Annotated in this window: 10 protein-coding genes; 5 read left to right on the top strand and 5 right to left on the bottom strand. The window is 67.8% G+C overall.

Translation table 11 applies throughout. The annotated features are described in order from the left end of the window. From AC1DKV_RS32305 to AC1DKV_RS32315, 3 genes are all read left to right on the top strand, one after another. Positions 1 to 2,039: spermidine synthase (locus AC1DKV_RS32305; RefSeq protein ID WP_477138920.1), on the top strand; the 2,039-nt coding region annotated here is incomplete at its 5' end. 194 nt (positions 2,040 to 2,233) lie between these two features. After that, a complete protein-coding gene (locus AC1DKV_RS32310) occupies positions 2,234 to 2,821 on the top strand; it encodes a hypothetical protein (RefSeq protein ID WP_477138921.1) in 588 nt (195 codons plus the stop codon). Between the two features lie 38 nt (positions 2,822 to 2,859). Next, a complete protein-coding gene (locus tag AC1DKV_RS32315; RefSeq protein WP_441617092.1) occupies positions 2,860 to 4,272 on the top strand; it encodes a DUF2252 domain-containing protein in 1,413 nt (470 codons plus the stop codon). A gap of 37 nt (positions 4,273 to 4,309) precedes the next feature. Here the strand turns inward: AC1DKV_RS32315 and AC1DKV_RS32320 are convergent, their stop codons facing one another. Together AC1DKV_RS32320 and AC1DKV_RS32325 are read right to left on the bottom strand one after the other, a co-directional pair. Next, a complete protein-coding gene (locus AC1DKV_RS32320; protein WP_477138922.1) occupies positions 4,310 to 5,320 on the bottom strand; it encodes a Bug family tripartite tricarboxylate transporter substrate binding protein in 1,011 nt (336 codons plus the stop codon). Positions 5,321 to 5,361: 41 nt separating this feature from the next. Next, the gene (locus tag AC1DKV_RS32325) at positions 5,362 to 6,615 is read right to left on the bottom strand and encodes an alkyl sulfatase dimerization domain-containing protein (RefSeq protein WP_441617087.1); all 1,254 of its coding nucleotides are present in this window, start codon (positions 6,613 to 6,615) and stop codon (positions 5,362 to 5,364) included. Positions 6,616 to 6,923: 308 nt separating this feature from the next. Here AC1DKV_RS32325 and AC1DKV_RS32330 point away from each other — a divergent pair, with 308 nt between their 5' ends. Together AC1DKV_RS32330 and AC1DKV_RS32335 are read left to right on the top strand one after the other, a co-directional pair. Continuing rightward, a complete protein-coding gene (locus AC1DKV_RS32330) occupies positions 6,924 to 8,081 on the top strand; it encodes a porin (RefSeq protein WP_477115795.1) in 1,158 nt (385 codons plus the stop codon). Positions 8,082 to 8,385: 304 nt separating this feature from the next. After that, positions 8,386 to 9,294, top strand: coding sequence for a LysR family transcriptional regulator (locus AC1DKV_RS32335; protein WP_441617083.1), 909 nt, complete (start codon positions 8,386 to 8,388; stop codon positions 9,292 to 9,294). Here the strand turns inward: AC1DKV_RS32335 and AC1DKV_RS32340 are convergent. The 3 genes from AC1DKV_RS32340 to AC1DKV_RS32350 all read right to left on the bottom strand — a co-directional run bounded on the left by AC1DKV_RS32340 (position 9,291) and on the right by AC1DKV_RS32350 (position 13,228). After that, the gene (locus AC1DKV_RS32340) at positions 9,291 to 10,793 is read right to left on the bottom strand and encodes a M20/M25/M40 family metallo-hydrolase (protein WP_441617081.1); all 1,503 of its coding nucleotides are present in this window, start codon (positions 10,791 to 10,793) and stop codon (positions 9,291 to 9,293) included. The two genes, AC1DKV_RS32335 and AC1DKV_RS32340, sit on opposite strands and share 4 nt — an antisense overlap. Positions 10,794 to 10,797: 4 nt before the next feature. After that, complete coding sequence (locus AC1DKV_RS32345) at positions 10,798 to 11,790, bottom strand: Bug family tripartite tricarboxylate transporter substrate binding protein (protein ID WP_477138923.1); 993 nt, start codon at positions 11,788 to 11,790, stop codon at positions 10,798 to 10,800. A gap of 409 nt (positions 11,791 to 12,199) precedes the next feature. Continuing rightward, positions 12,200 to 13,228: a branched-chain amino acid aminotransferase gene (locus AC1DKV_RS32350; RefSeq protein WP_441617077.1), complete on the bottom strand. Its 1,029-nt coding sequence runs from the start codon at positions 13,226 to 13,228 to the stop codon at positions 12,200 to 12,202. Positions 13,229 to 13,269 lie beyond the last annotated feature (41 nt).

Raw genomic sequence — 13,269 nt, forward strand, 5'->3', positions numbered from 1 at the left:
CGGCCAATACCGCCGGCGCCATCGCCGGCACCTTGCTGGCGGGCTTTGCGCTGGTGCCGTGGCTGGGCGTGCTCGGCAGCGCCTGCGCGGCGGCGGCGCTCAACGGCGTGGCCGGCTGCGCGGCGCTGGTGCTKGCGCGGCGCTACCGTGCGCCGCAGGCGCCGGGCCTGCCCGCGCCGGCGGCGGTGCCGCCCGTGCCCGGGCGGCGCCTGGCGCTGGGCCTCTACGCCATTGCCGGCGGCATCGCGCTGGGCTACGAGGTGGTGTGGTCGCAGGCCATCGTGCAATTCATCAGCACCCGCAGTTTTGCCTTCAGCGTGGTGCTGGCCACCTACCTGTGCGGCCTGGTCGCCGGCAGCGCGCTGATGGCGCGCCGCGCCGACCGCGTGCGCGATCCATGGGGCCTGTTCGCCTTGCTGATCGCCGGTGCCGGTCTGGCGGCGCTGCTGGAGATCGTGTGGCTGGGCGACTGGCTGCTGCGCTGGCAGGCGCTGGCGTCGGCATGGATGGTGGCGGCGGGCGGCAGCCAGMTTGTCGCCATGTGCGCGCGCTTCGCGGTGGCGGCGCTAAGCGTGGTGTTCGTGCCGACGCTGCTGCTCGGCGCGGCCTTTCCGCTGATGCTGCGCATCGCCGTGGACAGCAGCCGGATGGGGCGGGATGTGGGCGCGGTGGTCGCCCTCAACACCGTGGGCGGCATCGCCGGCAGTGCCATCGCGGGTTTCGTGCTGGTACCGGCGCTGGGGCTGGTGCACGCGCTGGCGGCGCTGGCCGTGTCGGCGTGCGCGGTGGCGCTGGCGGCCGTGCTGATGGGGCAGGGCGTGGGCAGGCCGGCGCGCTGGGKCGGCGCGCTGCTGGCCGTGCTGGCGTTGGGCGTCGCGCTGCTGGCGCCGCCCGACCGGCTGGCCGTGCTGCTGACCCGCGCGCGMGGMGGCGAGCTGGTGTTCTACGAGGAAAGCCGCGGCGCCACCGTGGCCGTGGTGGAACAAGCCTTCGGGCAGAAGCGCTTCAAGCGGCTGTATATCCAGGGCGTGTCCAATTCCGGCGACACCATGACCTCGCTGCGCTATATGCGGCTGCAGACGCTGCTGCCGCTGCTTATCCACCGCGAGACGCCRCGCTCGGCGCTGGTGATCGGCCTGGGCACCGGCATCACGGCCGGTGCCATGCTGGCCTATCCCGGCCTGGAGCAGCGCGTGGTGGCCGAACTGCTGCCGGCGGTGGCGCGCGCGGTGCCGCAGTTCGCCGGCAACTACGGCGTCAGCGCCGATGCGCGCGTGCAKATCCGCTTGCGCGACGGCCGGCGCGAACTGCTGCAAAGCCAGCAACGCTACGACCTCATCACGCTGGAGCCGCCGCCGCCGTCGGCCGCCGGCGTGGTCAACCTCTATTCGACGGATTTCTACCGGCTTGCCGCCGCGCGGCTGCAGCCMGCCGGCCTGGTCGCCCAGTGGCTGCCGTTGCCCACGCAGAACGACGAAGACACCCGGGCCCTGGTGCGCAGCTTCCTCGATGCCTTTCCCTACGCCACGCTGTGGACCACCGAGTTGCACGAGATGATGCTGGTGGGATCGCCCGCGCCCATCGAGCTGGATGCCGCGCGCATCGCMGCGCGCTTCGCGCAGCCCGACGTGGGCGCCGCGCTGCGCGCGGTGGGCATCGCCTCGCCAGCGGCGCTGCTGGCCACCTGGGTGACCGGCCGCGAGGGGCTGGAGCAATACGCGGGCGACGCCCGCCCGGTGACCGACGACCGCCCGCGTATCGAATACGCGCCGTGGGTGCGGCGCACGGACTTCCCGCTGGTGCTGGAGCATCTGCTGGCGCTGCGTACGGAGCCGCCGCTGCGCGGCGCGGACGACGGCCTGCGCCGCGCCATCGCGACCGAGCGGCAGAATCTCATGACCTTCTATGGCGCGGGCCTCAATGCCTACCGGGGCGACCGCGAGCAGTGGCTGCAGGATATCCGCGAAGTCATGCGCGCGGACCCGGGCAACCCTTACTACAACTGGTTCGTGGGCGGGCGGCGGAGCATGGCCGACTAGCGCGGCGATACCGTTTCCCCGTCACTTTATTTTCTCGGTGCCCGATATGAAATCTTTCAAGCGGCATGCCGTGGGCCCGCATTGCGCGCTATGTTGAAGCTGATGCGCCGCCAAAGCCCCAGCCAAGTCTTGCGTGCCGCCGGCGTTGCATATCCTCCTTTCGCAGACCTTCAGAAACAAGACCAGGAAAACCCATGCCAACACGCCGCCTGTTCTCCCATTCCCTCTCCGCGCTCGGCTTCGGCGCCGCCATGGCGTTCGCATCCGCGGTTCACGCTGCGCCGCCGAAGGCCGTGGGCATTGCCGAGGAGGCCGTGATATCGGGGMGCATCGTCGCCATCGATCCGGATACCAAGGCGGTGCTGGTGCAGGGTCCGCGCGGCAACGTGGTCGAACTGATCGGCGGGGACGAAGTCAAGAACTTCAAGCAGGTCCGCAAGGGCGATATCGTCACGCTGGCGCGGCAGGCCGTGTTGGTGACGGGGCTTGAGCCGATCGACAGCAAGGACACCCCGATGACGGAAACGGTGGAGCGTACCGCGCGCGCCGGCGAAGGCGACAAGCCCGGCTTCGCGCGCGAGATCACCACCACGGTCACTGCGCAGGTCACCAAGGTCGATGCCAAGAACCGCACCATCACGTTCCGCGGTCCGCAAGAGACACTGCGTACCGTGGCCGTGCGCGATCCCAACATCGACCTTAGCAAGATCCAGGCGGGCCGGCTCGCCAAGATCGTCTATCGCCAGATCGTCTCGATCACCGTCAGTTCGCCCAAGTCCTGAGGCGTGGGCGCCCGCCGCAGGGCGCAGCGGAGCCGAACGTGGAAACACCTGCCGAGTCCGATGGCCGCCGCGAAAGCGGCAGGATTACCCGCAAGCACGTGCCGCGGCGCTCCCACGCCGCGATCGGCAACGTGGACCGGGATCCCGTGGAACTGCTGGAGATCAACAGCGCAGGCCGCGTCGAGCGGCTGGTGCCGCTGCGCTACGGGCGCATGATCGAATCGCCGTTCGCGTTCTACCGCGGCAGCGCCATCCTGCAGGCGCACGACCTGGCGGGCACGCCCAATTCGGGCCTGACGATCCAGATCTGCGGCGACTGCCACCTGGCCAACTTCGGCGGTTTCGCCAGCCCGGAGCGGTCGCTGATGTTCGACCTCAACGATTTCGACGAGACCAGTCCCGGCCCGTGGGAATGGGACCTGAAGCGGCTCGCCGGCAGTTTCGTGGTGGCGGCCAGGCATCTGCGCCACAAGCGGGGCGTGGCCGAAGAGCTGGTCTACCGCGCGGTCCGCAGCTACCAGGAGCACATGGCCGAGTATGCCGGCATGGGCATCCTGGACACCTGGTATGAGTGCATCACCTTCGAGCGGCTGATGGCGCAGACGCAGGCGCCGCAGGTACGCAAGCGCCTGGAGCGCGGCATGGAACGCGCCGCCGAGCGCACCAGCGAAGCGCTGCTGTCCAAGCTGGCCGAGCGCGTGGGGGAGCGCTGGATCATTCGCGACGCGCCGCCCGCGGTATTCCATGTCCAGGGCAAGAACACGCTGTTCTCGCCCGAGGACAACTGGATGAAGGTCACCGATGTCAACAAGGCCATGGACAAAGCCTTCGATGCGTACATGTCCACGCTGTCGCCGGACCGGCGCCAGCTGCTTAGCCATTTCACCCGGCACGACGTGGCTTTCAAGGTGGTCGGGGTGGGCAGCGTCGGCACGCGCTGCCTGGTCGTGCTGATGATCGACAACCACGGCAAGCCGCTGTTCCTGCAGAGCAAGCAGGCCACGCAGTCGGTGGTGGCGCGCTTCTTCAAGTCGGCGCCGGTCGCGCACGAGGGCCGGCGCGTGGTGGAGGGACAAAGGCTGATGCAGGCCGCCAGCGATGTCTTCCTGGGCTGGAACGACGGTCCGTTCGGCCGCCATTTCTACCTGCGCCAGCTGCGCGACATGAAGCTGTCGCCGGAGATAGAGCTGATGGATGTCGACACGCTGGGAGGTTATGCGGCGCTGTGCGGGTGGGTGCTGGCGCGCGCCCACGCCAAGGCCAGCGGCAGTGCGATMGAGATCAGCGGCTACCTCGGCAGCAGCGACGCCATGGCCGATGCCCTGGTGGCCTATTCCAACGCCTACGCCGACCAGGTCGAGCGCGACTTCGAGATCTTCGTCAACGCATGCCGCTCCGGCCGGCTGGAGGCGCGCACCGACGCCGACATGGCGGCGGACTTCCGCGTCTAGCGCGGCAGCCGGTGCGGCGGCCTCAGTCCGCCAGCGCCTACTCRGCGCTGATCCGGTTGACGCGGATCACTTCGCCCCAGGCCTGGATGTCGCTGCGCACGGTCTGCGCGAACTGCTCGCTGCTCTTGGCCGGCATCTGCGCCAGGTTCAGCTGGCGGAAGCGCTCGCGCATGGCCGGGTCGCCGAGCATGCGGTTCACTTCCGCATTGAGCCGCTGCACGATCGGCGCCGGGGTGCCGGCCGGCGCGAACATGCCGTACCAGCTATCCGTATCGAACGGCACGCCCTGCTCGGTCATGGTGGCCAGCCCGGGCAGCGCGGGCCCGCGGTGGGTGCCGCTGAGGGCCAGCGGCCGGATCTTGCCGGCGCGGATCAGTTGCAGCGGCGAGGACGAGTCGACGAAGGCCACCTTGATGATGCCGCCCTGCAGGTCGTTCAGGATCTGCGGCACGGTCTTGTAGGGCACGTGGCGCAGCTTGATGCCGGTCTGCATCTTGAGCGATTCCATGGTCAGGTGGCCGCCCGATCCCACGCCCCAGGACGCGTAGTCATAGGCGTCCGGGTGGGCTTTCATATAGGTGACGAACTCTTTCAGGTCGCGCGCGGGGAAGTCCGGCGACACCACCAGGAAATTGCCGCCGGCGCCGACCTGGGCCACCGGCACGAGATCGCGCAGCGCGTCGTAGGGCAACTTCGGCTGCAAGGTCTGGTTGATGACCACGGAGGCCGCAAAGGTAAACAGCAGCGTGTAGCCATCCGGCCTGGCCTTGGCCACCGTGTCGTTGCCGATCATGCCGGTGGCGCCKGCCTTGTTGTCCACCACKACGGTCTGGCCGAGCGCCTTGCCCAGGCGCTCGGCCAGCAGGCGGGCKAACAGGTCGGTGCCGCTGCCGGCGGAGGAGGGCACCACCAGGCGGATCGGGTGCGCGGGCCAGGGGGCTTGCGCACGGGCCGCCTGGAGCGGGGCCAGGCTACCGGCGGCGGCCAGGATCGCCACGGCAAGGCAGCCGGCGTGGCGTAGTGTCCGGCGTCGGTCGGGGTTTMGCATGTCTGTCTCCATTGCGGTGGTGTCCGAGGCGGCGGCGGGCATCAGCGGATGCCCAGGGCGTTGCGGCCACCTTGTTCGATCGCGCCGGCAGCGGCCGTATAGAGGCTGCGCGACACGTAGCTGCGCACCTGCGAGGCGCGCTGGCGCAGCAGGGCAGCCTTGCATGCGCGGGCACGCGCCAGCGTGGGCGAGTCGCCGTCGGCGGTGGCCAGCACGTCGATCACGTGCAGCGCCAGCTGGGTCTCGCCGCGCGCGGCCAGCGACTCGGCATGTCGGATCAGCGCATCATGATCCGTCACGGCGGCGGCGATCTCCGCGGCGGCGCGGTCGGGCGCGCACGGGTGCAGCGAGGTCGGATTGCGGTCCCACCAGCCGTTCTCGGAGCGATAGATGTCGCGCGCGATATAGCTCGGGTCGCCGTAGGCGGGGCGCATCCACGGCTGCTCGAACAGTTCGGGCGGCAGCTCGAGCCTGGCGAGGACTTCGCGCTCCCCGCAGCCCTCATTCATCAACCTGACCACCTCGGCACGCAGCCAGCGTAGCGCGCGCGCCGTCTGTGTCAGCACCTGCCGGCACTGTGCCTCGCCTTCGAGCGCGGCGCCGAACTCGCGGATCACCGTGCGCGGCGCCAGCGCGGCCAGCCGCTCCAGCGTGTCGGCCCAGCGCACGGTATCGCGCAGGGTGCGCAATGGCGTGCCGATATTCGGGATGGAGTCGATCACGGCGGGGCCACCGTACAGCAGCCGCTGCTCCGGCAGCCAGACAGCAACCGCGTCGTCGGTTTCCGACGGCGCCCACAGGATCTCCACGCGCCGCGGGCCGCTGCCGAGCACGAGAGAATCGGTAAAGGTCTCGCCTGGCGCGGGGCTGACCAGGCGCCCGGCCAGCGCGCCCGCCGGGTGGCGAAACTGGATCTCCGCCATGCGTTCCTGCAAGCCCATGGTCTCCAGGTAGCGCGCGCGGCGCGCCGGCACATTGGCATGCGCGATCACGCGCGGCGGCGGGTCCGCGCGCTGCGCCGCGTGAGCCAGCCATTCGGACAGGCCGGCGTTGTAGCCGAGGTGCCCATGGCTGAAGCAGATGGCGGCCAGGGGCAGGGCGGTGTGCTCGCGCAGCGCCGAGATCATGCCGCGCGTGACCTTGCCGCCGGGCCCCGCGTCCACCAGCAGCAGCGCGCCCCCGATATCGGCAACAAAAGACTGGCCCTGCCCGTGCAGCAGCCATACGCCGTCGGCGATGGCCTCGCAGCCCGTGCCGGTGATCAGGGCGTCTGCCCGGTTCTTGATGTCCTGCATGTCTCCTGCCTCCTGTTCTCTGTGTGTCGTTGCCGATGAGCATAGCAATAATCTCAGAGATTAATCTCGGGAATTATCCCTAGTGGAAGCCGGCGTGCGCCGGTTGGGCCCTGTCCTCGGCAGGCGGCGCCGGGTACCGGCCCTGCTCAGGGACGAGGCTGGGGTAATCCCCAGATGTCCGAACCCGTTCTGCCGAGTTTAATCTCGGGTATTACAACTAATGCGAGAGATTAATCGCAACCTGCCTGGCAGGAACAGCCCGCGGGCCGGCCAGGATTTCATTCACGAAGCAGAACGGGGTAGCAATGATGAAGAAGAAGATATTGTCCGGTGCGGCCTGCGCCGGCCTGCTGGCGCAGGGAGCTTATGCGCAGTCGTCGGTGACGCTGTATGGCGTGGTGACCGCGGGCCTGCAATACGTGAATCATGCGCAGAATGTGAGCGGCGGCGTGCTGGCACCCGGCAGCGGCTCGCAGGTGTTGATGAGTTCGGCCGGCATCGCGCAATCGCGTTTCGGCCTGCGCGGCGTGGAAGACCTKGGTGGCGGCCTGCAGAGCCTGTTTGTGCTGGAGAACCAGTTCAATACCGACAACGGGCAGCTCGGCGGCGGGCTGATGTTCGGTCGCCAGGCCTATGTCGGACTCAAGAACGCCTATGGCCGCGTCAGCTTCGGGCGCCAGTACACTTCGTCCTTCCTGACGATGGCCAACTTCATGCCCGCCGCGTACGCGCCGGAGTTCGAGCCGGTGGTTGGCTTCGCGGGGCCGAATTTCCGCGAGAGCAATATGGTGCAGTACCAAGGCCAGTTCGGCCCGGTGGCGCTCAATACGCACTGGTCCTTCGGCGAGCGCGCGGGCTCGGCCACGGCGGGCTCGGCATATGGCATCGGGCTGTCCTATTCGGCCGAAGCCTTCGCGCTGGGCGTGGCCTACGATGAAGTCAAGACGCTCAACCAGGCGCAAGCCAGCGGCGCCTCCGGGGCCAGCGAGTACGGCCGCGACATGCGCGCCGCCGTCGGCGCCAGCTACCAGATCGGCAAGGTCAAGCTGACGGGCGGCTATCGCTGGGGCAACTCGGTGGCGCCAGGCACGGGCGGCTTCACGCTGCTGCCGCACCGCGACGACATGTACTGGCTGGGCCTGAACTGGGAGGCCACCGCCGCGCTGCGGCTGACACTGGCCTACTACTACGACGACATCAAGCACGCTACCATCGGCGGCGTGAAGGTCAATCCGGCCAATCCGCAGCAGTATCTCGCCATGGCCGACTACAACCTCTCGAAGCGCACTGATTTCTACGCCGCCGTCATCTATGCGCGCAATGCCTCGCTGAACTGGGACAACATCGCCTACCTGCCGAACGGCCAGTCGGTGGGCTACCTGCCGGCCACCTCGCAGACMTATTACAAGACGCCKGGCGCGAGCGGCCAGATGGGGATTTCGCTGGGTATCCGCACGATCTTCTGAGTGCCGCAACGCAGGTACGCCCGGGATCGAACGGATAGCGCTGGCTTGCMGTTCGTCCGGGCGCATCGCCGCGGAGGCAATACGGCGTGGCCGGTGCCGGGCGCAGGGAAACAGCATGTCGCCATMGCCGCGTTGCGGCGTATTCCATGCTGTACGATAGCCATTATTTGGCATCCGCTATAGTGCCTGCACCGCTGTTGCATGAGGCGCGCTTCAGCGGCGACCAGGGCATCTCGTCCCCTGTCCGCCGTGACGGCAGCCCAGCGCTGAACGCGACACAGGACTTTGCTTACCGACCCCCAATATGGACATCTCCACGCGCGACCTGCGCGCCTTCCTGGCCTTGATGGAAGCGCGCAACTTCACGCGCGCCGCCAGTGTGCTGGCGCTCTCGCAGCCGGCCTTCAGCGCCCTGATCGCGGCCCTGGAAAACCACGTCGGTGCGAAGCTGTTCGACCGCTCCACGCGTACCATCGCGCTGACACCGGAAGGCAAGCTCTTTGCCGAACACGCGGCCCGGCTGCTGGCGGAGATCAACGATGCGGTCGGCAGCGTGCGCGACCATGCTTCGCTCAAGCGCGGACGGACCACGGTTGCCGTGATACCGAGCCTTGCCGGCGGCTGGTTTCCGGACATCCTGCAGTCATTCGCGCGCCTGCACCCGAACATCAGCGTGGTGCTGCGGGACGAGTTCTCGCGCGAAGCGATCGCCGCCGCGCGCGACGGCGACGCGGACTTCGCCATCGCGACACCGGCGGAGTCCATGTTGCCCGGCATGCGGCTCGCGCATTTCCACGCGGACCGCTTCTCGGTGATCTGCCCCAAGGGACATCCCCTCGCCACGCGCCGCACGCTCAAGCCAAACGACCTGCTGCCCTATCCMTTCATTGCCGCACCGCGTGGCAGCGTCGCCACGGCGCGGCTCGCCGCCAGGATCGCGCCCGCGCAGCTGAATGTCGTGCACGAAGTCGAGCACCTGCATACGATGCTGGGCATGGTGCGCGCTGGCGTGGGCATCAGCGTCGCTCCCAACCTGGCGTTGCAGGCACTGGCTCTGCGTGATCAGGTTGCGATTCCGCTGGACCGCAGCCTGACGCGGGACATCTACCTGGTCACGCGCGAGCCGCGCAATTTCTCCACGGCGGCGGCCGCGCTGTTCGACTTTATCCGGGGCCATCCGCCCGAAGCGGCGCCGCAGACGCGCAAGCGCTAGAACGGACGGGTCAGCAATTGACGCAGCGTGCGGATGCCGTCGATGTAGTTGCCCAGGCGCAGGTTCTCGTCGTGGCTGTGCTGGTTGTTGTCGGCGTTGACCAGCGGCAACAGCACGCACGGGATGCCGAGTTCGCGCACCGCGATGCCGGTGGGAACCGAGCCGCCCATCATGCGGATGCAGACCGGCGCTTCGCCATGCGCCGCGACCAGTGCGCCTTCCACCCAGCGGCACACGGGCTCGTCGGCCGGGGTACGCACCGCATGGGCCATGCCGTTGAAGCGTGGCTGCACCAGGCGCGCCAGCTTCGGGTACAGGCGGCGATCGTCCTCGGTGGGCTCGCCCTCGATGAGGTGGAAGCCTTGCGCCAGGACGTGCGCGCGCAGCAGTCCGAACAGCCTTTCCGGGTCTGTCTCCGGCACAGTGCGGACATCGAACGATGCCGTGGCTTGCGCGGGAATGATGGTGCGCGCCGCCGCGCCGACCTGAGCGGCGGCGACGCCCACCACGTTGAGCGTCGGGTACTGCAGCGCTTCCTGGTAGGTCCCGCCCACGCGTTCCGGCTGCGCGATACCGGCACGCGCGCGCAAGACACCGTCGTCGTCCGGCACGGCTTCGAACTGGCGGCGGTCGGCATCGGTCAACGCAATGCCGTCGTAGAACCCGTCCACCCGCACCCTGCCATCGTCGTCCTTCATCGATGCCAGCAACATTGCCAGTCGGAACACGGGGTTCGCCGCGTAGTTGCCGAACTGGCCGCTATGCAGGTCGCGGCGGGGGCCGAATACGGTCAGCGTGGTCATGAACGCGCCGCGATTGCCGAGGATCATGGTGGGGCGATTGCTGGCGTGCATCGAGCCGTCGAGTACCAGCATCGCGTCAGCCTTCAGGGCCTCGCGATTGGCCGACACCACCGTCCCGAGGTTGGGCGCGCCGATCTCTTCTTCGCTGTCGAGCAGCACCTTGAGATGCACCGACGTGCCGCGTGCCTCTTCGGCCAGGCTGTCCAGCGCGGCCAGCAGCATCATGATGGGCCCTTTGTCATCCGCCACCGCGCGTGCCACGAGCCGCGCATCGCGATCGATCGTGTCGCCGGCAAGCGCATCGGCAGGATCGACGTATGCGCCATCCGGCATCGACCTGGAGGGGCGCAGCGTTGGCTGCCACGGGCTGGGCTGGCTCCATGGCTGGTTGGCCACGGGCTGCGCATCCATATGCATGTAGCAGAGGATGGTCGGCGCTGCCGGATCCGGGCAGCGGCGCCCGGCCAGCAGCATGGGACGTTCGCCGTTTGGCAGCGACGTCACCGCGAAGCCGCGGCGCGCGAATGCCTGCGACAGCCAGTCGGCCGTCTTGCATACGTCCGCGGCGTCGGCCGTCACGTTCGGCAGCCTCAGCAGCGCGAGAAACTCGCTCCAGCTCGCGCGCGCGGTCTGTACGGCGCGCACATCTTCCGTCGCATGGTCGGGAGCAGCGCGCATGGTCGATTTAGCCAGCATAGCGTCACTCCATGCGGATGTTTGCATCCCGCGCCAACTGGCGGAACTGCGTGATCTCGACGCGCGTCCTGCGCCGGAACTCCTCCGCGCCGCCAAACAGCGTTTCCAGGCCCTGCTTGGCCAGGACTTCGCGATACCCGGCGTCGTGCACGATCGCACGCAGTTCCGCCTGCAGCCGGTMCACGATCGGCGCCGGGGTGCCCTTGGGGGCGACCAGTCCATACCAGAACGAGGCCTCGCCACCGGCGACGCCCACCTCGGCGAATGTCGGCACGTTGGGTAGCAAGGGTGAACGCGTGGCCGAACTGATCGCCAGCGGACGCAGCTTGCCGGCCTTGATATTCCCCTGCACGACCGCCACCGGATCGATACTCAGGTCGATCTGCCCGCCGATGACATCGGTGAAGACCTGCGCGCTGCCCTTGTACGGCACCGCCGTCATGTCTGCCTTGATGCTGCGGGCGATCATCGCGCCAACCAGGTGGGGTGCGGAGCCGGGACCGAAGGTGCCGTAGGTCACGCCGGCGCCTCCTGCATTGGCCTGCCTGGCGATATCTGCGAAGCTATGGATCTTGCCGGTGGCGCGCGTTGATACCACCACGGCGGTCTGCGCCACCATGCCGATCGGCGCCCAGGTGGTGTCGGGATTCAGCGGCAGGTCCTGCCGCAGCGCTGGCAGCACGGAGAAAGTGGTCGAACCCGAATACAGCAACGTCAGCCCATCCGGGGCAGCCTTGGCGACGAATTCGCTGCCAATCGCCGTCGCCGCACCGGCACGGTTCTCGACAATCACGGGTTGGCCCAGGCGAGCCTGGAGCTTGGAGGCCAGCGCTCGTGCCGCGATATCGGTAGTACCGCCCGCGCCGAACGGTACGACGATCCTGACCGCGCGCTGGGGATAGGGATCGGCATCAGAGGCGGTGGAGGCAAGCGGGAAGCCTGACAGAGAGAGCAGAAGCGCAACGCCAAGGCGTCGGCTCAGGGGGGCAAAAAGCATGAAGGGAACTCGTGGTGGATCGGTCTTGCATGCACTCTACGATTCCGAGACTGAGTTGTGAAATCGATTGTTCAGGTCAAACTATTTGTTTTCCAGATCGAGAATCTGCGCCCTGGCAGAGCATGCCGGACGTGGGTCGAGCAAAAACAGAAACGACGATGGCCGAACGTGGTCACCGTAGCACTTGCCAACAAGATGGCTATGGTCGACTCACGCCCGGCCAGCTTGGCCGGGCCCTGAGAAAAATGGCGATTCACGTTGACCCCGCGCGCCGCGCAAGCATCCGCGCGGACCCAAAGCCTCCAGGAAGAAAGGCTACGTTGCCGGCTGCGGGGCGCGATGTCATGTCTCGACCATGCGCGTCCTCAAGGCCGGACGTGTCGTTTGATCACCTTGAAAGGGGTGATGCCTAGGCCTTGACGATCCAGCCCTCGGGCGCCTCGATGCGGCCGGTCTGGATTCCGGTCAGCGTATCGAACAGCCGTTGCGTGATCGGCCCGGTTTCATGCTCTTCGTGGAAGACATGGAGTTTCCCCCCGTACGAGATTGCCCGGATGGGCGTGATCACCGCGGCGGTACCACACGCCCCGGCTTCCTCCAGTTCGTCCAGCCGGTCGATCAGCACATCGGCTTCCACCGCGGGCATGCCAATGTACGCATGCGCCAGATGCAGCAGGGAAAGGCGCGTGATGCCGGGGAGAATCGACGGGGAGTGGGGCGTGACGAAGCGGCCATCCTTCGTGATCGCGAAGAAGTTMGCCGTCCCGACTTCCTCGATCTTGGTACGTGTCCTGGGGTCCAGGTAGATGCAGTCGGCGAACCCGGCCTGTTTGGCTTGCGTGCCGGGCAGCAGGCTGGCCGCGTAGTTTCCACCCACCTTGGCAGCGCCGGTGCCGTGCGGCGCGGCGCGGTCATAGTCGGAGACGGAAAAGATCTGCGCCTTCAGGCCGCCTCTGTAGTAAGGGCCGACCGGGACGCAGAAGATAGAGAAGATGAATTCGGGCGCGGTGCGAACCCCGATGCTGTCGCCGACGCCGATCACGAACGGGCGCAGGTAGAGCGCGCCGCCGGTGCCGTAGGGGGGAATGAAGCGGGCGTTGGCCGACACGACTGCCTTGCAAGCGTTGATGAACATGTCGGTCGGCACGTTCGGCATGAGCAGGCGGTCGCAACTGCGCTGCATGCGCAGGGCGTTCTGGTCGGGGCGGAACAGGTTGATCGAGCCGTCTTCCGTGCGATAGGCCTTCAGCCCTTCGAAGCATTGCTGCCCGTAGTGGAGCGCGGTCGAGCCCTCGCTGACATGAAGGACGTTGTCCGCGACCAATCCTTCTTCGTGCCAGGCGCCGTCCTTCCAGTGGGCGCGGTACCGGAGGTCGGTCTTGATGTACTCGAACCCCAGCCGGTCCCAGTCGATAGCGGGGGTGTCTGCGTTTGTCATTGAGCTCTCCATTGAGTTGAACAGGATCATGATGCCATTGT

This window comes from Cupriavidus sp. 05T41 (genome assembly GCF_056396525.1).

What these genes read in the sequence shown, in the direction of transcription:
- AC1DKV_RS32325 (WP_441617087.1), bottom strand. Translation starts at nt 6,615, where the DNA reads ATGCAGGACATCAAGAACCGGGCAGACGCCCTGATCACCGGCACGGGC.
- AC1DKV_RS32340 (WP_441617081.1), bottom strand. Translation starts at nt 10,793, where the DNA reads ATGCTGGCTAAATCGACCATGCGCGCTGCTCCCGACCATGCGACGGAA.